Raw genomic sequence first — 22,421 nt, 5'->3', positions numbered from 1 at the left:
AAGGCCTTCCCCGCCGGTCGTTCCGGCCAACATGGCGGACTGCCGCCGAATGACTCTGCCCGTGACGTAGCGCCATGCCAAAAAACGCCTCGCTGCCAGCCCTTGCGGCCCTGACCCTGGCCACCATCCTGTGGGCCGGGTCGTTTATCGCCATGAAACTGGCCATGGGCGCTTTTGCGCCCCTGCTCGTAGTCTTCGGGCGCATGGCCCTGGCGGCGGCGGTCTTTTTACCGCTTCTGCCGCGCATGGGCGGATTCGCCCATGTCCGCCGGGACATAAAGCCCATCCTTTTTATGGCCCTGTGCGAACCCTGCCTCTACTTCATCTTCGAGGCCAACGCCCTGCGCTTCACCCAGGTTTCCCAGGCAGGCATGGTCACCTCCATGCTGCCGCTCATGGTGGCCGCCGCAGCCGCCCTCGTGCTCAAGGAACGCCTCACCCGGCGCACCCTTTTCGGCCTGATCCTGGCCGTCTCCGGGGTTTTGGTCTTAAGCGCCATGGGGACCACCACCGAATCGGCCCCGGCCCCGGCTCTGGGCAATTTCCTGGAATTTTTGGCCATGTGCTGCGCCGTGGGCTACATCATCACCTTAAAAAAGCTTTCCGCGCGTCACAAGCCGCTTTTTCTCACGGCCGTGCAATCCTTTGTGGGCACGATTTTTTTCACCCCGACGCTCTTTTTCATCCCCCTGCCCCAGCACTTCCCGCTGATTCCCACCCTGGCCGTGGTCTTTCTGGGGCTTGGGGTCACCTTCGTGGCCTACGGACTCTACAATTACGGCGTCAGCCAGATACCGGCGGCCAAGGCCTCGGTATTTATAAACCTCATCCCCGTGTTCACCCTGCTTTTTTCCTGGCTGGTCCTTGGCGAACGCCTGACCCCCGTCCAGTACGCCGCCGCTGGCATCGTGCTGGCCGGGGTTTTTCTGACCACGTCGGTCGGGGAGAGGGCGAAGCCGTCCTAATCCCGGGGGCTGTAGTCCATGTTGCGGCGCATAGGGGTGAATCCTGCCGTATGCACCAGCCGCCGCAGCTCGTCCTCGGGCAACCGGAAGCTGACCCCGGCGGCAGCCACCACATTTTCCTCGATCATGGTGGAACCGAAGTCGTTGGCCCCCCAAAAAAGGGCCAACTGGCCGATTTTGGGGCCCTGGGTGACCCAGGAGGCCTGGATGTTCGGGATGTTGTCCAGGAAAAGGCGGCTTAGGGCCAGGAAACGGAGATATTCCCAGGAGGACAGCTCCGGGGCGGGCAGATTGGTGTTGGCGGGTTGGAAGGTCCAGGGAATAAACGCCGTGAATCCGCCGGTCGCATCCTGGAGGACGCGGATTTTTTCCAGGTGCTCGATACGGTCTTCGATGGTCTCGCCCATGCCGAACATCATGGTGGCCGTGGTGCGCAGCCCCAGGCCGTGGGCCGTGGCCATGACCTCCAGCCATTCGCTGGCCGGACACTTGTTGGGCGAAACCTTGGACCGCACGGCGTCGACCAAAATCTCCGCGCCGCCGCCGGGTATGGAATCGAGCCCGGCCGCCTTGAGTTCGTCGATGATCCAGGCTATGGATTTCTTTTCTTTTTTGGCCCAATAGACGATCTCCGGAGGCGAGAAGCCATGGATGGCCACCTGGGGAAAGGACGTCTTCAGGAAGGCCAGCATGCCGGTATAAAACGACAGATCCAGGTCAGGATGCATGCCGCCCTGCAGGAGAATCTGGTAGCCGCCAAGCTCCACGGTCTCGCGGACCTTGGCCGCCAGTTCCTCCCGGGAAAGCACGTAGCCGCCGGGCTGGCCCGGGGCCGTGAAAAAGGCGCAGAACCGGCAGCCGCAGGCGCAGATGTTGGTATAATTGATGTTGCGGTCCACGATGTAGGTGACGACGGTTCCCGGGTGCAGGCGTCGGCGCATGTCGTCGGCCATGCGGCCCAGGGTGAAGACGTCGGCCTCCTCCCAGAGGCGGACGGCGGCCGACGCGTCCAGGCGGCCGGACGCGGCCTGGGAAGCGGATGGGGGCGCGGAGTGTGGCATGGAGGCGTCCTTTTGCCGCACGGGAAGGCGCGGCGGCGTTTCCCGGCGGATACACCTTTTTCAAACGGACGAAAACCCAAGGAGCAGCCATGCTGGAAAATGACAGCGCCCTGCGCGCCCTTCTGCGGCAATGCCGCAGCGTGGCCGTGGTCGGGGCCAAGGACCGGCCCGGTTCCCCGGTGGACGGCGTGGGCCGGTATCTGCTCCAGGCCGGGCTGACGCTCTATCCCGTGCATCCCGTGCGGAAAACCGTCTGGGGGCTTGCCGCCTATCCGTCCCTGGCCGACGTTCCCGGCCCAATCGACATCGTGGACCTGTTCCGGGCCCCGGAGCACTGCCCGGCCCATGCCCGGGAGGTCGCGGCCCTGGCGGTTTCGCCCAAAATCTTCTGGATGCAGTCGGGGATCGCCAGCCCCGAGGCCCGGGCCATCCTGGCCGGACGGCCGATCACCGTGGTTGAGGATCGCTGCCTCATGGTTGAACACCAAAGACTTCTGGCGTAAGGCAACCACATGTCTGAAAATTCGGCCTTCACCTGCCGCCTGTGCGGCCATTGCTGCCAGGGCGAAGGGGGCATCGTGCTTGCCGAGGCCGACATCGTCCGGCTGTGCGACCACCTTCGCCTCTCGCGCGAGGAGTTGTTGGCCCGGGCCGTCACGACGGTCTGCGGCAAACATCGGATCAAAAGCCGTCCCGACGGCTATTGCCTGTTTTTTCAGGAAGGGACGGGATGCGGCGTGCATCCGGCCCGGCCCGACATCTGCCGGGCCTGGCCCTTTTTCCGGGGCAACCTGATCGACGCCATCAGTTGGGAGATGGCCCAGGACTTCTGTCCCGGCATCGCCCCGGACGTGCCCCATGCGGAATTCGCCCGCCAAGGCCTGGCCTATCTGCGAGAACAGGGCATCTGCCGCTGCTCGGGGCCGTGCGACCCGGCCGCCGCAGGATCGGAAGGAAAATGCGCCGACAAACGCCGCGAGGCCGACACCCCCGAGGCCCTGGTCATGAACGATACGGATGCCGACGCCATGGCGAAACCTGCGGGAACCGCCCCCCATGCGGCTTGACGAAGGCTACCGCATCCTGGGGGTAAGCCCCCGGGCGGATATCGAGGAGATCAAGTCCGCCTACCGCAGGCAGGCCTTTGCCCTGCATCCGGACTTAAACCCCGACGACCCTTCCGCCAAACGCAGGTTCCAAAAGCTCAACGAGGCCTATCTCCTGGTCAAGCACGCCCACCAGGAGCGCCCCGAAACCTCCCCCCCGCCGCCGGGCGGCGACGGTCCCCAGGCCAGGGGACAACGCTTCGATCCCGGCCCCGAGTCGCGTCCGGGCGGGGCCACGGGCCCAAGCCCCGGCTACCAGAAACACCGGGGCCAGGAGGCCTACCGCCGGGCGGCCGGAAGTTCCGGCGCCCAGACCGGATTCTATTTTCGACGCGAGGAGGTGCTGCAAGACCTGCTCAAGGATCCCTTCGCCCGCCAGGTGTTCCAGGACATCTACCGCCAAGTGCGCAGCGCCGGGCGGGGCGTGACCCCGCTTGGGAAAAAGGAGTTGACCTTCAAGTGGGGGGAACGGGCCTTTTCCCTGGACCTGACCAAGGGGCTGTGGGGCAACATCAAGTCCTGGTTTTTTTCGCAGCTCGACGATGAGCAGACCGTGACCGTGCCCGGGGCCAGCCTCATGCCCGGCGCACGCATCCGGGTGGGCATCCGCCACGGCGTCTTCACCCAAAAACCCATCACCGTGGAGGTGACCCTGCCCGGCGACTACCTCCCGGGTCGTCCCCTGCGGCTTCGCGGCATGGGCCGCCGCTTCGGCCCCTGGAAAGGGGATCTGTATCTGCGCATCGTCTCAAAATAGAAGAGGACACCCCATGAAGCGAACCTTTGCCGCCGCCGTCGCCCTGACTGCCGCCATGCTGTCGGCCTCGTCGGCTTTTGCCGCATCCAACGCCTCACCGCCCCCGGAAAAAGGGAGACCGGAGCCCATGGGCATCCGGGTGGGCGGCCCCTGCACCTACGCCGACCATCCGGGAACGGCCACCATCCTGGCCGTTTCCCCGGCGACGCCGGACAAAGACGTCCCCACCCCGCCCTATCCGGGCCTGACCGTGACCTACGCCTTTGCGCCCGTCGGCCCCCTGCCGCCCCAGGCCAGCCGTCTGGCGGGCAAGGTCCAGACCATGACTCTGGTCAACGGCTGGCCTCCCGGCCCCCGGTTCCTGGAGAAGTACGGCATCCGGCCCGGGGCCGCCCTGCCCTGCGTGCTGCGGGTCATCCAAAGCGGCACCTGCACGCCGCTTCTCTTCGAGTTCCCGGGCATCGACCTGGCGGACTATTTCGAGATCGAGAAATAGGGCGCGGGACCAAACGACCTTCACGCCATGAAAAACGGGGCGTCCGGAATGCACTCCCGGACGCCCCGCGTCTTTTTCTGAAGGTCGGCGACAGCCTAGAACATGTCCTTCTCGGTCTCCTGGATGGTCCGGTCGATGACCTCCTTGAGTTCCGCAGGCAGGCCCATGATGTCCACATTGAGGAATCCCCGCACGATGGTGGAGGTGGCCTCCTCCTCGTCCATGCCCCGGGCCATGAGGTATTCGATTTCCTCCTGGGCGATCTTGCCCACGGCGGCCTCGTGGGACAACTCCACGCCGTCGCGTGCGCCCAAAAGCTCGGGAATGGCGTGGATGATCCCGCCGCCCAGGATCAGCCCCTTGCACTCCAGATGGCCCCGGGCCGGGACGCTGTGCCCGCCGATGTAGCCCCGGGCGATGATGGTCCCGCCGGAGGCGATGGTCCGGGAGATGATCTCGCCCCGGGTATCGGGGGCGTTTAAGAGGATCTTGCTGCCCGAATCCACCTTGGAGCCCGTCGGGGCCACGATGACCGAGTTGAAGCGGGCCACGGCCCCGCGTCCGGCCAGGGTGATGGCGGGGTAGCTTTGCAGATCGTGAACAGGCTTTAACAGCACGTAGTTGTTGAGAAAAACGCCGCCCTCTTCCACAATGCCGCCGGTGCGCGGCCTGACCACCGTGGTCTCGGCCCAGTTGTGGATCATGGTGAAGGTCAGCTTGGCGTTTTTTTTCACGAAAAATTCGGAGATGCCCAGGTGCGCCGCGCCCTTGGAGCCGTGGGCCACGGAACAGCCGGTGATGATGTGCAGTTCCGAGTCCTCCTCCACGATGACCACGTTGTGGACGTTTTGGCCCACCATGTCGCTTTTGAGGAACAGACAGGACTGGACCGGATCGGCGATCTTGGCCCCTTTCTCGGTGCGGATGAAATAGCCGCCGTGCAGGTTCTCGGCTGCGGCCCGGGTGTATTCGTCCTTGTCCTTGTCCACCTGGGTCCAGAAGTAGTCCGGCAGGCCGTCGTACTTGGCCAGGGCCTCCTTGATGTCCAGGATCTCCACCCCGGGCTGGGAGGCCCGGCAATGCACCTTGCCGTGGTCGATCTGGAGGTAGGTGCCGCTGCGGCCCTTGCCGCTCACATCCACGCCGGACATGAGCATCTCGGTCTTGTCGGCGGCGTCCAGGGAGGTCAGATCGGGAATCTCCCCCCGGTTCATGCCGCTGAAGGTGAAGGCGTCGAGATTGATGTCTTTCATGATCGGACTCCGCGTCTTATTTCAGGCAGCGCACGCATTCCTGGTAGCCGTACTTGCTGATGTGGTCCAGGATGTCCCGGGGATTGGCCTCGCAGCACAGGTGGCCGTCGTAGAGCACCTGGCCCCGGTCGGCGTTGATGTATTCCAGGATGTAGCCGGTATGGGTGATGATCAACCCCGAGGTGCGGCGGCGGGCCTTGAGTTCCTTGAGCTCCTTCATGCTTTTGTCCGGCTGGGGAGCGGCCGCGCCGGTCAAAAGCTCGCGCACGGTGGTGCCGATGAGCTTCATGTTCTCCAGATCCACGCCCGATTCCGGCTCGTCGAAGAGCAGCAGGTGCGGCTGTTGGGCCATAAGCTGCAACAGCTCCGAACGCTTGATCTCGCCGCCGGAGAACCCGGAATTGATGTCCCGGTCCAGGAAGGTCTCCATGTTCACCCGCCGGGCCAGATCCTCCACCGGAACCTCGCGGCCCTGGCCGCACATGGACACCAGATGGCGGGTTTTCAAGCCGTGGATGGTGGGCGGCCGCTGGAAGGACATGCCGATGCCCAGCTTGGCCCGGTCATAAATGGCGGCGTGGGTGATGTCCTGGTCGCGAAACAGGATGCGCCCCTTGGTGATCTCGTAGTTGCCAAAGCCCATGAGCGTCATGAGCAGGGTGGTTTTTCCGGACCCGTTGGGGCCGAACAAAATGAAGGTCTCGTTGTCGGCGATTTCCAGGTTGATGCCCTTGAGCACCTCGCGTTCGCCGATCTTCACGTGCAGGTCTTCGATGATGAGCATGTGCGTCCTCGCTGGCTCTCCATGTCCCGCCGGGGCGATCTCTACCGTCCGGCGCGCAAACTGAAATGTTTACGGAACTTCGCAGGCAAAGTCCATACGCCCTGCCCACGACGCGCGGGGTTCGGGCCCCAGCATGCCGCGCCCCTGGCCGAACGGCCTCCTGACGAAAAAATCAGAGCTATTTCATAGGAAATATGAGTGACGGACGGCTTGGCGGGGGGTGCAGCCAGGACGGCCCATCAGGCCCGGGCCTGGTAATTTCCCACCCGGTCCAGGAGATTGTCGCAGTCGTAGGGTTTGTCCAGATAGTCGCGGATGTGGTAGCGCTGAAAAAGCTCCCGGTGCTGGCTGATGCCGTAACCGGTCATGACGATGATGGGGATGTCGGCAAATTCCCGGCCACAGGTGCGAACCCGGCGGATGAATTCCCGCCCGTCCATGCCGGGCATGCGCATATCCAAGATCACCACGTCGAAGTCGTGGATGAGCAAAAGGGCCAAGGCCTCCTCGCCGTCATCGGCGGAAAGCACCTCATGCCCATTGTCCTCCAAAACCTGACGGGCCAGCTTGCGGTGGTTGGGATCATCCTCCACCACGAGAATGCGAAGATTCCGGATACAGCATTGTTCGGAACTCGCCACAGAGGTCAACATGTCATCGTCCTTAAAAAAGGGTCTCCGGGGGGCGGCCTTCATCAGATGAATGACTCGCGCAGTCAGACCCTCCCGAGAAATGTATGACAGCATGAATCATGCCGTCCAGCCAGCCTCCGACGCCCCGCCGCCCGGGCAAGGCGCGAGGTCAGGACAAAGCGGCGAAACATAAATGCATGTTTTTTGTCACCGGGGCGAAAAACAGGCCATCAGGCGCATTCTTGCGGAAAAATCGGAATCATTTTACTGGAAAACCCCTCTCCCGCAGCCTTCCCCTTCTCCCCGGCGGCTGTCGACACCGTGGCCGCCCTACCGCCAGCTCCTTCCCCCGTGGCCTGGGCACGGCCCATGCCGCATGAAATTCGCATACACGAATTCCAACAAAAAGACGATAGCCACTCCCTCTTTATTACAAAACGAACGTCTCGCGGCCGTGAAGGGACGCCCACAGCGACGGACCTCCCCGGGGTTTCCTGTCAGCGCCGCCTCCGGGCTCCCGTGGCCACGGCATACGTCCCGGGTATGATGCGGGACAGAATGGCCCCGATGCTTCCCAGCAGCAGCATGGTCGCGATGCCGGACCCAAAAAAATAGACGATTTGGGATAGGCTGCCGTGCGGCTGGTAGACGGACAGGATATTCGTCTGAAACCAGGAGAGGGTCGGCTCGTGCGTCAGATAAATGAAAAAACTGTAGGTAGCCCCGATATGCAGGAACTTGCTGTTCTTCATAAAGGAATACCTGGAAAGGCACCAAAAAAAGACCACCCCGAAAAGCATGTTGCATTTAAAAAGCAGCATATAGATATCATGCTTCATGCCGAGTTCCGCATGAAAAATGAGAATCACCGTTGATGCCAGAAATCCCGGGAAGACATATTTGTCCAGGGGGCCGGAATCACGCAGGTTGACGTTATACCGGGACACGAGCCCACCGGCGTAGAACGCAAACATATTCCCAATAAGCGAATAGGAGGTCTCCGGCGCCAGGAGCACCCACAGGGAAAAAAAGGTGACCACCCCAATCAGGGGGGCTTCCTTGTAAAAAACCAGCAGAATGGGACTTAGGATGAACACGATCAAGAGATCCCGCAAAAACCAGAGGGGATAGTTGACCGGAACCGTGCCGATCCCCAACAGCTTGGTGACAATCCCCTCTTGCAATAAAAAGGTCTTGGAGCCGAACATCTCGATGCTGCCCACAAAATACAGCCACAAGACCCAGATCAGATTGAAAAGGATGTAGGGAACCAGTATGGAAAAGAGTTTTTTGCGACACATGGAGACATAGGCGTCCATGGAAAGATCGAACTTCCGCATAAACAGATAGCCGGAGATGCCGAAAAACAGCGGTATGGCGGCATGGGTGACGTTGTTGTTGAAGATGTCCATGACTATGCGCATGCCTGGACTTTGGTCGGGAACCAGGGCGGAGAGGACGCGGTAGCCATGCCCGATGACGACCAGGGCGATGAGGATCAGGCGCAACACGTCGATGCGTTTGGAAACGTCCCCGTCAATGGGATCGAGGGCCGGTCCGAGGGCCCAGGAAGTCTGTCGTGCCGTGTTCAAACGGTGTACTCCTTTGGAGGAATTGGGATCAGGGATGGGGAAAGGCCGAATCGTGGAGCCGGAAGCCGGGGCGCGTGGCGGGCTCCCGTCGCAGTCACTCATGATAGACGAGTTTTTTCTTCAGGCCCGGGGAGGTGACGGAATATCCTTCATGGCGCAAGATATCCCGAAAACTGTCCACGATCTTGTCCATGGCGTACTGTTTATCCGCGATCTTCGGGGAGTTGACGATTTCCCGAATGACCAGATCGATCATATAGACGCAATGCTCGACCTCTTGGAGATCCTTGGCGGCCATAGCTCTCTCGAAACGGGGAGGACGGGCCTCCCTCCGGTTGAAATTTCATGCGCCCTATCCCGTGCCGACGGGGCGACACGCGGCTTACAGGTCTGTCTGCAGTTGGAAGCCGTCGCGCAGTCCCTGGCGGTACGACATGTCCACATAGCTTCGCCGGACGCGATGCGACAATTCGATCAGTTCCTGCAGCACAAGCGCCGCCGATTCCCGGTTTTCCTCGGAGGCAAGCTCCAGCAGATGCTCGGCTTTGCGTTGCATGTCCGCCATGTGGGCCAGGACTTCTTCATCGGAAAGCTGTGCATTGTAAAGATCTTCCACCCGGGCGTTGATCATGTCCGGCAAAACGGCCTTCATGGAATCCATACGCACCTCCATTTGGCGCAGTTTTCCTCCGGCGGGCGCTCCCCGGGGGATGGCCGGGAACACCGGATGAGCCCACCACACGCCTCCATCGGCCGTGTCGGCGCCCATCACCCGGCAGGCGGCTCATTGCCGTCCATCCCGGGCGACAACGAAAAAACGCGGGGACAAGGCGGACGCGGCATCCACTCCGGGCGCCCCGGACGCTCTAGGCTCCCCAGGCACGACGCCCCACGCTTGGCCCGGGAGGAGTCTCGTCTCGTATACTCGAAACGGCGCAGGCAAATTTTTTATAACAACTTGAAATAATGACTTTTTCTAGATTTATCGCATCATAAAGGGAACGCGACGTTAGGGATTTCCCTTGGCCGCTGGGCGGAGTTGGCTGACCACCAGGCGGTCGATATCTCCGGCACGGCCGACGACCTCGCCGACCACGGTGCAGGCCTCCCCCTTTTTTCCCAAGGCAAAAAGCTCTTCCATCACCTTTTTGCTCGTGGCGTCGTCGCACACCACAAACATCCGATCTCCCGGCGTCGACCGCACCTCGGCGCAAAAGGCCCGACTGCCTTGATCCAGGAAAACGGTTATCGGAATGACCGCCGTCTCGATCTTTTCCCCGGCAAGACCAAAACTACCATGCAAAATGCCCACGACAGCCAGAACAACCGCAAAAAAAAATCGAATCACGGCTACACCTCTTGATCCCTGCTCTCTCCAAACCAAAACGCACCTTCCGGCCAAAACCGCACGGCCTCACCGTGAGTCATGCATCCCGGTCATCCCCTCCCGGCCAGCGGTCCAACACGGCCAGAATGATCGGAAACGGCAGCATGTACAAAAGAACATCCTGGGACAAAAGCCAGATCACCATGGTTTTGAGGATCGACGGCCGCATGCCGATGACGGTCATGACCATGGAATCGGGGAGAGCGTTGCCCACGGTCCAGTCCAGCCAGATCCCTTCGGAATACCTGACGTATATCCTGTATCCCAAAAGACCGTAAATGACCAGGATGGAAACCCACAGGCACATGTCGCCCAGGATGCCGCGTGATGTTTTCATTTTCATGACGGGAAAAACGGCCCACGCCCTCCCATAAAAAACGTCGGCGCTGGGCGAGGCTGCCGCTCCGACGCCCTGTGATCCTACAAGAGGTTGCATTCTTTCACAACCAAGGGCCAACATATTGAAAATAAAAGCTGTCCCCCCGTGAAGGAAACCGCTGTGTCCCGCGCCGGGGCCGCTCCCCCCAAATGTTACCGCCAGCGGCGTCCCCATGCACCGGTGTTCTTCGTTGCCCATGCCGAGGGAGAATGGTATGATATAATATGGACCGTTTACGAATGCCGTCCGGTCGTTTTGGTCGGCGGAAATGGGGAACGCCAACGAGTTCGAGCCAATGACCAACCCCCGATGGACGAAAACACGTCCATGATTCCATCCCTGTCTCGTTACGACGACTGGCGCCACGCCGTGGCCCATTTCCGGGCCGTGGCGGCGACGCTTGTCTTCTACGGCCTTGCGTGGGCCATCCTCGTCGCCGCCCCGCCTGCCTCTGCCGGGCCGCCGTCCATCGTGACCCCTGTACCCTTACGCGACCTGGACACGCTCATCGCCCAGACGGAACGCGGCGTACTGGTGGCCATGGCCTCCTGGTGCGGCCCGTGCAAAGCGGAATTGCCCCATTTGGTCAAGCTCCACAAACACTACCACGGCCAGGGTCTGGCGCTGTACGGGGTGAGCGTGGATTTTGCCGGGGCGCAGGCCATGCAGCCCATGGTGAACAGGTTCGGCGTGGAATTTCCGGTCTACTGGGTCGGGGAGGCCGGTGTTGAGCGCTACGGCTTAAACCCCATCCCCATGCTGGTATTTATTCAAAACGGGCGGGTGGTGGATCGGCTGCAAGGGGCGCACAGCGAAGAGGAACTGCGAACCATCTTTGACAATTTCCTGACCCCGCGAGAGCCGTAGCAACACCGCGAATGGGCCGATGTCATGCCCCCTGACGGCGAAAAACCAGCTTTCCCACCCCCGGCAGATCCGTGGTCAACGCCTCGCCCCGGACCACGGCGCGAATGATCCCCCCGGCCTTGGTGTGCAACAGAACCTCCCCGTCCCGCACGTCCCACTTGAAGGCAATGCTCTCCCCGTCCGCCGTCCAGGAGCCCTGGCCCCCCTCGCGCAATTCCAAGACAATGGTTTTGTCGCGGCCGCTCTCCCCGTAGGAGGCCTCATAGTGCCCGGATACGGGCGAAGAGCGGCCACAGGCGACCATCACGAGAACCAGGAGCACGACCCACGGCACAGGGAAAGATCGCATTACAATTCCTTGATTTTCATCATGAACTGTTCTTCGAGGTGAAAAAGCCGGTCATAGGCGAAGATGTACGCGGTCATGGCCAGCCAGCCCAGATCCCGGACCAGGGTCTTCCAGGAGATGGGATCCTCAATGGTGTGAAAGCAGCCGCATCCGATGGGCACGCCTTGGAAAAGCACCCAGGCGATGGCCAGGGTAAAAAGGACCAGCAGTCCGCCCAGGATGGCCGTGGCGGCCCGGGGCCGAATCCCGGCCAGGAGCAGGGTTCCGGTAATGAGCTCGATCCAGGGCAGAACCACGGCCGTGATATTGACCAGGAAATAGGGCACCACCTGGTAGGAGGCGATGGTTTCGGCAAACTCGGCGGGATAATTGATCTTGTAGATGCTGGCATAGATGAACAGGCCTCCGATGTAGAGCCGGAAGGCCAGGGCCAGCCAGGCATGCAGGCGGCACAGGTATTGTCTGTCAAATGCGCTCATGGCGTAACCGGGAATCCGCGTTTTTCCCAGGCGTCGAGGCCGCCGGACAACAGTTTCACGTCCTCGTGCCCCCGTTCGATCAACAGTGCGGCCACGTCATCGTCATAGCGGCGGCTGATGTTGCCCCCATACACCACAACCTCCCTGGCGGGATCCAGGTCGGCCATCTCCATGCCGTACACGAAGTCGAACAGGGACAGGGGAAGGTTCACCGCCCCAGGGATGTGTTTTTGCTCGAAAAACTCCCGGGGTCTGGCGTCCACGATGATCATTCCGCCCTGCTCCAGCCGGGACCGGGCCAGGGAGGGATCCACTGCCTGGATGGCGGGTCGGCTCCAACCGGCAGGCCACAGGCTGACGCCGCTTGGATTGGCGGAATTGAACAGGATGCCGATGGCCAGCGACACGCACAGGATGAGCACGAAATCCATGACCGACACCCGTCCCACCCGGTCCATCTCGCAACGAACAAGCTCCGTGATCCGCTGCTTGGCCGCCTTGAGAACATCGACCTCCTGCCGGGAACGCGTCAGGCAGTCCAGGGTTTCCTGAAGCTCCCGGTTCTGGGAGGCCAGCGTGTCGATGAGACGATTTTTTTCTTCGTAGAGCCCGGCATTTCGTAAAAAAATGGTGAACGCGCCGGTGGCAGTCAAAAGAAAGTCGCCTTCCAGGGGGTCGAAGGCCGTGGCCGACAGACGCTCCCCCAGTCCCAGGAACCCGAACCGGGTGTCGTCCACCACGAACCATACCCCGGGCATGTCCGTCGGCAGCCCGGCCTGGGACAGGATGTCCGCATCCTCGGCCAACCCCAGGCGCAGGCCGACGCTTCCGGCCCCCCGGCCGCCCGAAAAGAGCATCCTGGTCACCAGACGGCTGATGCGTGCCCCGCTGGCCTCGGCCAGGGACGATTCCTCCATTCCCCGGCAGACCAGCCGCCGTTGATCTCCGGGCGGCGAAAACAGCGCCAGATATCCCCGGGCAGCGCTCACCGCCCCCATGGCCAGCAGCAAATAACGCTGCATGAGCTCGCCGGAATCGAGCAGGCCGCTCAATTCATTGACCGTGTCGTTGACGGACTTCAGGTGGTAGACGCGGCGGTCGAGTTCCGTTCCCAGGCGGCGAGAGGCGGCCAGGGACTCCTGCAATTCCGCATTTCCGGCCTGCAGGTCGTCGTTAAGGCGTTGGATTTCCTCGACAAACGACGCCCTTCCCAGAAAATGCTGAAAGGTGGTCGTCAGCGAAATGAGAAAGTCGCGATCATCGCCGGTGTAGGTATCCTTGAGTTTCGCCCCAAGACCGACAAAACCGCATTCCTCATCCAAGACCCACTTGACCAACATCGCGGTGCCTGAGGGGAAAAGCGTCGGGCCGCCGCCTCTTCCGGCGAAAAGAATATGCGGACGCGACGGGGGGGCAGGCTGTCCCGTTTTGACGGCGGAGCAGTAGGTCTGCATGATTTGATCAGGATCGCCGCGCAGACCTTCCGTCTCGGCCTCGGGAAAACCCCGGACGGAAAGAACCCGCCGACTCCCGGCGGCGCTGATGACCAGAACGAAACCCTGCACCGCGCCAAGCGCGCCCATGGCCGTCAACAAAAAGGAGTCCGCGATCTCATCCGCCGAGGCCAGACGGCTCAATTCAAAGGAGGCCTCGTTGAGGGTCTGCAGTTGAAACAGTCGGCGGGCAAGGGTTCCCGTCGGATCGGCGTCCGGATCCCGGCAGAAAAGCGGCTGTACGGTGGAAGTGGAATCGGCTTCCTTGCTCATCGACACAGTTTCTCGAACTCGCGGAACAGGGCTGCCGTGTCCGCGATCACGCCCAGATGGGCAAAAACCACCTTGCCCTCCCGGGTCACGATCATGGTGAAGGGAGTTTTCGGTTCGCCAAGGATTTTATGGGCGACATAGTCCGGATCGTTGACCACGACAAACGGATAATTTCCCTTGGCCCGCAGATACTCCACTTCCTTTTCCGTGGCCCCGGCGGCCATGGCCAGCATCTTCACCCGCCCGGCCAATTGCTCATCCTTGGCCAGCCGGGCATGCAGCCTGCTGAAAATCGGGGCCTGCTTGTGGCATTCCACACAGTACACGCCGATGACCTCGAAAAGGACGCATTGGGCATCCATATCGCCGAGTGCGAATGTCGGACTGTCCGCCAGCCCGAGCGCGGCCCGGTCCTCGGCCGATCCCGGCGTCGGCAGGGTGAACGTCGGCAACGTGTCCCCCACCCCGGGCAATTCGGCCGCCGCCACGCCTGCCCACATGACGGCCGCCGCGCCCCACAGGATCGCCAAGGCCCAGGGGCGCCGCGTCCAACACTTCCAGCCTCCGGTCATGGCGCTCCCTCTGTCGTTAAACCGCGTGCCTTGCCTTGCAGCATGGCCACGGCCGCCTCCTCGGTCTCGAAGATGTCCACAAACTTGGTGATGCCCACGATCTCAAAAACCTTGGTGAAATTCTCCGAGGGACCGGAGATGGCCACGGGTTGCCCGAGTTTGTCGCTCTCCAGGAGAAGCTGGGTCAATACCGCGATCCCGGCCCCGTTGATGGAGGCGCTTTGTTCGAAATGCAAAAGCAGCGGACGTGTCCCCTGGGGACCGGAGGCCTCCTTGTAGGCCTTGAGCAGATACGGTTCGGAACGCGAGGTGAGGTTGCCCCGGATGTCGATGGCGGCCACGCCCCCCACTTCGCGCACGGCAATCTCCTCATCCTTGTTGCGCAGGGTCGCCAGCCGCTCCTCGGCCCGGCGCAGGGCCGATTCCAAGGCCTCCTGGCGAATGGGCTTGTCGATGAAATCCGTGGCGTTGAGATTTAAGGCCTTGAGCGCCAGATCGATGTCGCCATGGCCGGTGATGACGATGACCTCGGTGTCCGGACTCTCCTCCTTGATCTGTTTGAGCACCGCCAGCCCGCCCATGCCCGGCATTTTGATATCCGTCAGCACGATGGACGGGTGGTGTTCGCGAAAGATTTCCAGCCCCCGCTCCCCTGTCTCGGCCGTCAGCGGCTCGAAGCCGTAGGCCTCAAGGTAGAGCGAAAACATGGACAAGGTCGGCTTTTCGTCGTCAATGACCAAAATCCGTCGCATCTGTGCATCCTCTTTTTCAGTTGTCCGTCAGGGGAAACGTCAGTTTGAAGGTGGTGCCTTCCCCGGGTTCGCTGCCCACCTCGATATCGCCCCCGTAATCCTTGACGATGCCGTAGGAGATGGACAGTCCGAGTCCCATGCCGTGCCCCATGGTTTTTGTGGTGAAAAACGGCTCGAAAATCTTCTGGAGATCCTGTGGCGTAATGCCGCACCCGGTATCGGAGACGGTCACGGCCACCCGGTCGTTCTCAAGCCAGGAACGAATGGATATCTCCCGGGGTCCGGACCCGTTTTCAGCGGTATTCTGACGCATGTTCACGGCGTCCCGGGCGTTGGTCACCAGATTGAAAAACACCTGCTCGAGCCGGTTGGAATGGGCGTGAATCTGGGGGAGAGAATCGCACAAATCCAGGGTCACGTCGATGTTTTGCAGGGCCAGTTGTTGGCCGATGATGGTGAACACGCCCCGGATGGGGATGTTGATGTCCACCTTTTCTTTTTTCAAGTCCGACTTGCGGCCGAATTCCCGCAGGTGGTTGATGATGGTTGCGGCCCGGTCCACCTGGACGCTGATCTCCCCCACCACCCGGCCCAGGTGTTCCTTGGGGATGTCCCGTTTCTGGCCCACCATGAGGCTTAAAAAATCGCTGCCCATCTTGATGGCGTTTAAGGGCTGGTTGAGCTCGTGGGCGATGCCCGCGCTCATTTCGCCCAGGGTCTTCATCTTGCTGGCCTGGATGAGCTGGGCGTCCTTTTCCACCATGTCCGTGATGTCCGTGGTGGAGAAAATCACCGCCTCCTTGCCCCGGTAATGGGTGCGGCAGGCGTGCAGGTTCACGAAAAACGGGACGCCGCCCTTTTTGATGTGCCGCACTTTGGGAAAGAGGATGCATTCCCCGGCCTGGGGCATGTTCAGGAAACGGCAGACGCCGGTCATGCCGTCGGGCGGCTCCAGGTCGGCGATGGGGCGGCCCAGAAGCTCGGGCTTGGTATAGCCGTAGACCTCCTCGGCCCGGGGGTTGGCGTCCAGAATGCGCTTCTTTTTCAAATCCACCACAAAGACCGGATCGGGGTTGCTGTCGAAAAGCGAGCGGTATTTTTCCTCGGATTCGCGCAGCCTGCGGCGATAAAGCTTGATGGACCAGATCATGTTGTTGAAGGAGTCGGCCAACTGGTCCACCTCGTCGCCCTTGCGCTTTTTATAGAACACGCACTCCTTGCAGGTGCGCACGTTTTCCGCCGTGGCCTCGGATTCGGCCATGAGGTTCTGGTCGAAATGCCAGCACGGCAGGTCGGTGTTGTTGTAGGCCGGGCAGTCCCGGGGTTCGCGGCCCTGGGCGTCGAGCAGGGCCATGGGGAAATCCAGGTTGCCCCGGCTGATCTCGTCGGAGATGCGCGTTAAGCGGGTGACGGGCTGGGTGATGTAGTTGGACAGGCGCAGGGCGATGAGAAAGATGATGACCACGATGGCCGAAATGAACCCCAGGAAGGTGAAGCGCAGCTTGCCCACCAGATTGTCGATGTGGTTTTTATTCAGGCCCACATGCACCGAGCCCAGGGTGTAGATGCCCTCCTTGATGGGCACGGCGATGTCGTAGGCCTGCTCCCCGTCCACCTGGATGAGCGTCACGGCCTGGTCCTTGTCCGGGGGCAGGATGTTGACGGACAGGAGATCCCGGGGAAAGGGCTTGATGAAGGTGTTGGCCAGGACGTTGCCGTCCATGTCCACGATGTAGATGTAGGAGATAAGGATCTTGCGTTCGCCGAGCTGGGCCGCGTCGAAGATCAGGCTGACCAGGTTGGGGGTGTCCTGGTCCAGGACATAGCCGCTGCCGCCCTCGGCGATGCTCTGGGCGATGGCCACGCCGCGCAGCTCCAGCTCGCGGGTGAGGCTTGAGACCAATATCCATCTGGCCAGCATGGCGATGGTCACGCTGATCAGGAGCACCACGCCAAGCGTGCTCAGAAAGATCTTGATCTTAAGGCTGACGTGCCGGAACGGCTTCATTTTCACCACGCGGCGTCCCTTCGACGGATTCAGGCTGCGCTTCCCTGGCCTCGGGTCGATGAATTCGAATCTTGGTCCAATCGGTGATGAGCGCGAACTTCCCGTTTTCGAGCTTGTTGAAATACACCCGCTCCAACCCCTGATGCTTTTCCGGACTGAACGAAATGGTGTTGGCGATGCCCACGGAATAGTCGCGGATGGATTCGATGGCGTCGATGAAATGGTTGCGGGTCAGGTCGCGGCCGGCCCGGCGCAGCCCCTCCACCAGCACCTTGGCGTTGATGTAGGCCTCCAGGCCCACGGTGTTGGGCATTTCCGTGGGATAGTACTTTTTCAACATGTCCGAATATTCCACCACGCCCCATAAAAGCGTGCGCGTCTCGGGCAGATCCGGCGGCGGCACCACCTGGGACATGATCACCTCGCCCTTGTTTTCCGGCCCCAGGATGCGGGCGATCTCGTCCGCGCCCACGAACGACACGGCGTAGAAAACCGGATTGGCCCCCCGCTCCTCGGCCAGCTTGATGAACCGGGCGCAGGGACCATAGGTGCCGATCATGACCACGGCCTCGGGGTTGGCCTCCAGGATGCGGTTTAAGCCCTCCTCCACCTCCATGGTGCCCCGGGCGTAGGTGCCCCGGGCCACGGGGGCCAGTCCGTAGTCCTTGAGCGCCAGCTCCGTGCCCTTGAGGCCGTCGAAGCCGTAGGTGTCGTACTGGTAGAAGACGGCGATGCGCTTGATGCCCAGGTCGTCCACGAGATGCTGCACGGCGGCCTTGGTTTCCTGGTAATAGGAGGCGCGGACGTTGATGATATGGCGGTTGAAGGGCTCGCGAAGCGCGTTGGCCCCGGTGAAGATGCCGACCAGCGGTACCTTGGCCTCATCGATGAGCGGGATGATTTTGAGCGTCGTGGGCGTGCCCACGTAGCAGAAAAGCGCGAAGACGTTGTCCTCGACAATGAGCTTTTGGGTGTTGGTGACGCACTTGGCCGGGTCGTACTGGTCGTCTAGGGCCTTGACCTCGATGGTGCGGCCGTGGACGCCGCCCGTGGCGTTGACGTAATTGATGTAGCTCATGGCCCCGTAAAGGGTTTGCAGGCCCAGGTAGCTGGCGTGGCCGGAGAGCGGCAGGGAGGAGCCGACGAGGATGGTGTTGTCGGTGACCCCGGGGGTGATGAGACCCGCCGCATCCCGGGCGGAGTCTTTTTCACAGGAGGTGATGGAAAACGCCAGCAGGACAAGAACCCATACGATCAAACATCGTGGACTGAGGCTCACCTCGCGCTCCTTGCAGGCGGTTTGTGAACAGGCGGGGCGGTGTCGCGTTATTTTTCACAAAGGTAACATACGGGGGCGGCGCGTCAAGGTTTTCCGGGGGAGAGGGGAGGTGAGGCAGAGTTCACGAATAACAGATGAAAATGATTTGAAATCCATCTAGTCGTAACAAACCCTAGACAGTAGCAAATAGTTCATATAAAATAAAAAAATGAACTGAGCAAAACACCATGAAACATTGACATGACATACTGTCACATGGTAAAATAAAAAAATATTTAAGTGACATAATCAAAAAATTTATTACTTTGCTTCTCAATTTCACATCGTAACTACACTCAGATTTGCAACAACAGTATAAATCGATAACAATTGATGCGCTCAAACTATGTACAGCAACATCCCACCACTTCATAAATTACATTACAATTATATGTCCACGTGAGACTCAAAATGTTACTCAAAGAATATTTAAACGCCGCACGTCGCCACCTACATACATGCGATTACATATTAAGCGCTATCAAAATAAGGCACATGCACCGCAACGATTTAATTAAAAATTTATATTATCTATCAGGATACATAATCGAATGCTCGGTAAAATACGGAATTATAACGCTAAATGGACATGATCGAAATCGTGATGTCGAGGACTTCAATTCGAATGGGATAATTTATGCTCGTGACTTGAAGCACCATGAGTTTAAAAAATTTGAATTACTTATAAAACGCTTTAGCATCCAGGCACCATTGATTAGTACGCAAATACACGTTGAACCAGAAGTCAAAAAACTATACGAAAGCTGGCGTTCAACGATTCGATATGACTGCAGTATCAACTGCAATCATGACTGCTATATAAAATTTTTTGAATGTTCTAAATTGATATTCACTGAAATCGAAAAGAGAGCCATCGCATAATGCTAAAAGCAACACAAGAACTCAATACAATTGCAAATAGTCTTTCAAATTATATTGATGAATCTAAAATTACTGATTTTAGAGCTATATTAAATTTTGACATGGGTGCAAACATATACATACTTTGTCAAGAAACTGAACAATGCAGCGAAATTGTTAAAGATCTTAAAAAATTGACAAACATGCGTCTTGACATAGAGTGCATCTCAGTTGAACAATTTGACGATGATGCTTATTATAAATCGCTATTCGAAAGGACTTCAAGAATCGACTACGGCGCTCGCAGATCGTTATTTTCTTTTTCATCAAATGGCAGCACCACCAAAAAATTTAAACCATGGATAGTATCATTTTATAGTTACAAAGGTGGTGTAGGAAGAACAACATCACTAGCACTTTTTGGCGCGCACGCTGCTTACAACCATGGAAAAAAAATATTTATAATTGATCTAGATATTGAAGCCCCAGGAATTACTAATTTCTATGGACTTTACAGAAATGGCAATTTCAACAATGGAGTCATAGAGTATTTGAAAGATAAAGAATACGACAGTAGCACGGCACTAGATGAAACATATGTATATGAGGTTTCAAAAGATATATCTGGACCTGGTTCAATACATGTAATGTCTGCTGGAAATATTCACGAAAAAAATGATAGAGATGATTTTATAATTGGGCTAGCTCGATTAGATCTGATTGGATCAGAGGCATTCATTAATAGCATATATAATATGATTAGTGAAATAGAAGATACATATAATCCCGACATAATTCTGATTGACTCGCGGACTGGATTAAATGACATATTTGGTTCAATAGTAAATCATATTTCATCAACAACCATAGGAATTTTTGGTATTGATGTACAAAATGAACCCGGACTACATTTTTTTCTCGATACATATATTGAAAGTAGCAAAATCGACTCTGTCATTCTTGTTAATGCCATCGCCACACGATCATTTTCAAAAAATTTACAAATTTTTAAAAATAAAATTGATTCCTATTTAAATGAGAATTTGCCTAGCAGTATTGATTCTATCCCCGCCATACCAACATTTCAATTTTCTCATAACAGCACACTAGAATGTGTTGGCAAAGACGATGAAGACTTAAATGATTTTATAGATGTCATTGTCAAGAAGTCAACTACAGATTATGTGAATTGCTTTGAATACCTTTTAAAAATGGCAAAAGATAAAACATCGTCAACTCCAACATCACGTTCAGCTCATTGCGAGGAAGCAGTTGAGGAACCTGATGAACATCTCAGCGTAGCCAACAATGATAGTGATGAAAACTTTTCTGAAAACAGCATTATAAATTCAGCTGACATATTGTTTTCAAAGTATCCCAACAAAGAGGCCATCCTCAACAACCTTTCAAAAAATTATCCCGAGCCATATGCGGAAGATATTTGTTTTTCTGATGATTTTCTTGCAAAGAAATTTTATATTCGGAAATCAATGGAAGACATTTTCCTCCCTGATAAATTTATGTTTTTAGGCGGAAAGGGTACCGGAAAAACTGCGTTGTATCTTGCTTTGCAGAATAATACATTTTTTAAAAATATTAAGCTCCGCTCACAAAAATTAAACACAAAGTATTTGCGACTTGAGTATACATCTTTGCTGACAGCCGATGGAAAACTCAGTGATATTTTCTTTTCAATAGACAACTTTGATCAAAGCAGCATTCCAGATAAAGATTATTTTTACAAACGATTCTGGATCGTATATATTTGGGCAATATTATTCCAACCAAGAAATAAACTCGGCATCACTCCATCAATTCCAGCTTTTGTTATTGGGAATAATGCACAGACTGCCGTGTTAATTAAAAAACACATTTACGACGATCAATTATTTTGCTCTATTGAAAATGACTTGACGTCGTTTGACAACTACATGAACAGTCAAGATTCAAATCTTATACTTGCATTCGACCAGCTTGACAAGATTGTCAAACCCCGCCTCTGGTCAAGCGCGATAACACCATTGATAAACTACTGTCTTTCTGTAAATTTCAAACGTCTTCAGTTAAAATTATTTATCCGCCGTGATCTATTCAATAGCCTTGGGAACATTACCAACAAATATCAGCTGGAAAATCGGTCTATCAATCTTGAATGGAGCGTAGATGAAATTTTTGATTTTTTCTTTAAAATAATCATTGCACACTCTCGCGATGCTTTTTTTAACTATATAAGCGACTATCATCATGCTTATAACAGATTTACCACAAGCTTCATAAATAAAATGAAAAAAGTTGTTGAAAAAAAACATAGTTACAATCAATTTAATGCTGACTCGTGCTTCATAAAAGCTTTAGTTGAAGTTTTTTTTGGTGAATTTGCAGATCCGGATGGTTCTAGAAAATGGGGTGAGTCATATGAGTGGTTCTATGTAAATCTAAAAAATGCTGACAATACCATTAGCTTGCGTCCATTTCTTGATCTTGTAAAGTTTGCATTGGACCGCGCCAAAGATGATAACAACTTTAATATTTCGTATTTTCCCGCAATTAACCAGAGATACTTTAGCGCAGCTGCTCGAAGCTATGCTGTGGAACGGCACCTAAAGGACTTAGCCAATGAGGAAGGCAACGAACCTTTACAAATCATCATAAATGAAATTAGAAACGATAAAGTACCACAAAACACTAGGATTACAACTCTTTTGCAAACTGAGTTTGAGGAACTTGCCAATTATATTATCAAAAACAATAAAACTTTATCTGATAATGGCTACACTGTGGAGAAATTCGAAAATGATTTAACGTTAAACGGAATTATTTCTGTAAAATACAAAGCTGGTGGCAGAAAGATGTACTCTTTCGCTTTTTTATACAAATACTATCTCGGATTAAAGAAACCGATGGCGACCAAGTACAAACCCCGTAAATTCAACTCAAAATACTAATCTAATTTCTTCCAAAATAAGCAATTATCAGATTAATTCATACGTTACGTTCGAAACAAAAAGCGGCCGCCGGAAGATACTCCCGGCGGCCG

General features: G+C 56.9%; 23 protein-coding genes. 7 read left to right on the top strand and 16 right to left on the bottom strand.

All coding sequences use genetic code 11. The features are described from left to right. Positions 1-74 precede the first annotated feature (74 nt). Complete coding sequence (locus tag GD606_RS01575; protein ID WP_163300415.1) at positions 75-965, top strand: DMT family transporter; 891 nt, start codon at positions 75-77, stop codon at positions 963-965. Here GD606_RS01575 and mqnC read toward each other — a convergent pair. After that, a complete protein-coding gene (gene mqnC / locus GD606_RS01570; RefSeq protein ID WP_163300414.1) occupies positions 962-2,026 on the bottom strand; it encodes a cyclic dehypoxanthinyl futalosine synthase in 1,065 nt (354 codons plus the stop codon). The two genes, GD606_RS01575 and mqnC, sit on opposite strands and share 4 nt — an antisense overlap. A gap of 89 nt (positions 2,027-2,115) precedes the next feature. Here mqnC and GD606_RS01565 point away from each other — a divergent pair, with 89 nt between their 5' ends. From GD606_RS01565 to GD606_RS01550, 4 genes are read left to right on the top strand one after another with little or no spacing between them, the layout of a single operon-like run. After that, positions 2,116-2,529, top strand: a complete 414-nt coding sequence (locus GD606_RS01565) for a CoA-binding protein (protein WP_163300413.1) — start codon at positions 2,116-2,118, stop codon at positions 2,527-2,529. 9 nt (positions 2,530-2,538) lie between these two features. After that, positions 2,539-3,093 (top strand): YkgJ family cysteine cluster protein, encoded by a 555-nt coding sequence (locus tag GD606_RS01560; RefSeq protein ID WP_163300412.1) that lies wholly within the window; start codon positions 2,539-2,541, stop codon positions 3,091-3,093. Further along, positions 3,083-3,889 (top strand): J domain-containing protein, encoded by an 807-nt coding sequence (locus GD606_RS01555; protein ID WP_163300411.1) that lies wholly within the window; start codon positions 3,083-3,085, stop codon positions 3,887-3,889. The genes GD606_RS01560 and GD606_RS01555 overlap by 11 nt, the downstream gene beginning before the upstream one ends. A 13-nt stretch (positions 3,890-3,902) precedes the next feature. Next, positions 3,903-4,385 carry a hypothetical protein gene (locus GD606_RS01550; RefSeq protein WP_163300410.1) on the top strand — a complete coding sequence of 161 codons (483 nt, stop codon included), beginning with the start codon at positions 3,903-3,905 and terminating at the stop codon, positions 4,383-4,385. 95 nt (positions 4,386-4,480) lie between these two features. On the opposite strand, the gene GD606_RS01545 is transcribed toward GD606_RS01550, so the two are convergent. The 8 genes from GD606_RS01545 to GD606_RS01510 form a co-directional block, all read right to left on the bottom strand. Further along, positions 4,481-5,638: a SufB/SufD family protein gene (locus GD606_RS01545; RefSeq protein WP_163300409.1), complete on the bottom strand. Its 1,158-nt coding sequence runs from the start codon at positions 5,636-5,638 to the stop codon at positions 4,481-4,483. A 16-nt stretch (positions 5,639-5,654) separates the two neighbouring features. After that, positions 5,655-6,422, bottom strand: a complete 768-nt coding sequence (locus GD606_RS01540) for an ABC transporter ATP-binding protein (protein ID WP_163300408.1) — start codon at positions 6,420-6,422, stop codon at positions 5,655-5,657. Positions 6,423-6,661: 239 nt separating this feature from the next. Then, positions 6,662-7,075: a response regulator gene (locus GD606_RS01535; RefSeq protein ID WP_163300407.1), complete on the bottom strand. Its 414-nt coding sequence runs from the start codon at positions 7,073-7,075 to the stop codon at positions 6,662-6,664. 476 nt (positions 7,076-7,551) lie between these two features. Next, positions 7,552-8,646, bottom strand: a complete 1,095-nt coding sequence (locus GD606_RS01530; RefSeq protein WP_163300406.1) for an acyltransferase family protein — start codon at positions 8,644-8,646, stop codon at positions 7,552-7,554. 94 nt (positions 8,647-8,740) lie between these two features. Beyond that, positions 8,741-8,944, bottom strand: coding sequence for a hypothetical protein (locus GD606_RS01525; protein ID WP_163300405.1), 204 nt, complete (start codon positions 8,942-8,944; stop codon positions 8,741-8,743). An 84-nt stretch (positions 8,945-9,028) separates the two neighbouring features. Further along, the gene (locus tag GD606_RS01520) at positions 9,029-9,307 is read right to left on the bottom strand and encodes a hypothetical protein (RefSeq protein ID WP_163300404.1); all 279 of its coding nucleotides are present in this window, start codon (positions 9,305-9,307) and stop codon (positions 9,029-9,031) included. Positions 9,308-9,655: 348 nt separating this feature from the next. Then, positions 9,656-9,994: a hypothetical protein gene (locus GD606_RS01515; protein WP_163300403.1), complete on the bottom strand. Its 339-nt coding sequence runs from the start codon at positions 9,992-9,994 to the stop codon at positions 9,656-9,658. 76 nt (positions 9,995-10,070) lie between these two features. Further along, positions 10,071-10,370 (bottom strand): hypothetical protein, encoded by a 300-nt coding sequence (locus tag GD606_RS01510; protein ID WP_163300402.1) that lies wholly within the window; start codon positions 10,368-10,370, stop codon positions 10,071-10,073. Positions 10,371-10,721: 351 nt separating this feature from the next. On the opposite strand from GD606_RS01510, the gene GD606_RS01505 reads away from it, so the two are divergent. Continuing rightward, positions 10,722-11,279: a TlpA family protein disulfide reductase gene (locus GD606_RS01505; RefSeq protein ID WP_163300401.1), complete on the top strand. Its 558-nt coding sequence runs from the start codon at positions 10,722-10,724 to the stop codon at positions 11,277-11,279. A gap of 22 nt (positions 11,280-11,301) precedes the next feature. On the opposite strand, the gene GD606_RS01500 is transcribed toward GD606_RS01505, so the two are convergent. The 7 genes from GD606_RS01500 to GD606_RS01470 are packed head-to-tail and all read right to left on the bottom strand — an operon-like array spanning position 11,302 to position 18,484. Continuing rightward, positions 11,302-11,628 carry a hypothetical protein gene (locus tag GD606_RS01500; RefSeq protein WP_163300400.1) on the bottom strand — a complete coding sequence of 109 codons (327 nt, stop codon included), beginning with the start codon at positions 11,626-11,628 and terminating at the stop codon, positions 11,302-11,304. After that, positions 11,628-12,107 carry a MauE/DoxX family redox-associated membrane protein gene (locus GD606_RS01495; protein WP_163300399.1) on the bottom strand — a complete coding sequence of 160 codons (480 nt, stop codon included), beginning with the start codon at positions 12,105-12,107 and terminating at the stop codon, positions 11,628-11,630. The genes GD606_RS01500 and GD606_RS01495 overlap by 1 nt, the downstream gene beginning before the upstream one ends. Beyond that, positions 12,104-13,873: a rhodanese-like domain-containing protein gene (locus tag GD606_RS01490; RefSeq protein ID WP_163300398.1), complete on the bottom strand. Its 1,770-nt coding sequence runs from the start codon at positions 13,871-13,873 to the stop codon at positions 12,104-12,106. The genes GD606_RS01495 and GD606_RS01490 overlap by 4 nt, the downstream gene beginning before the upstream one ends. Further along, complete coding sequence (locus GD606_RS01485; protein WP_163300397.1) at positions 13,870-14,445, bottom strand: TlpA family protein disulfide reductase; 576 nt, start codon at positions 14,443-14,445, stop codon at positions 13,870-13,872. The genes GD606_RS01490 and GD606_RS01485 overlap by 4 nt, the downstream gene beginning before the upstream one ends. After that, a complete protein-coding gene (locus tag GD606_RS01480; protein WP_163300396.1) occupies positions 14,442-15,197 on the bottom strand; it encodes a response regulator in 756 nt (251 codons plus the stop codon). Before GD606_RS01480 ends, GD606_RS01485 begins: the two co-directional genes overlap by 4 nt. Before the next feature lie 16 nt (positions 15,198-15,213). After that, entirely contained in the window at positions 15,214-17,205 is a 1,992-nt protein-coding gene (locus tag GD606_RS01475; protein ID WP_163300422.1) for an ATP-binding protein, read from the bottom strand. Beyond that, a complete protein-coding gene (locus GD606_RS01470) occupies positions 17,177-18,484 on the bottom strand; it encodes an ABC transporter substrate-binding protein (protein ID WP_163300395.1) in 1,308 nt (435 codons plus the stop codon). The genes GD606_RS01475 and GD606_RS01470 overlap by 29 nt, the downstream gene beginning before the upstream one ends. Positions 18,485-19,404: 920 nt before the next feature. On the opposite strand from GD606_RS01470, the gene GD606_RS01465 reads away from it, so the two are divergent. Continuing rightward, positions 19,405-22,329 carry a ParA family protein gene (locus GD606_RS01465; protein ID WP_163300394.1) on the top strand — a complete coding sequence of 975 codons (2,925 nt, stop codon included), beginning with the start codon at positions 19,405-19,407 and terminating at the stop codon, positions 22,327-22,329. Positions 22,330-22,421 lie beyond the last annotated feature (92 nt).

The sequence above is a fragment of the Desulfolutivibrio sulfodismutans DSM 3696 genome (assembly GCF_013376455.1).
GTDB lineage: Bacteria > Desulfobacterota > Desulfovibrionia > Desulfovibrionales > Desulfovibrionaceae > Desulfolutivibrio > Desulfolutivibrio sulfodismutans.
Note: the sequence above shows the minus strand (reverse complement) of the source record. Positions and strands in the feature narration are given on the sequence as shown.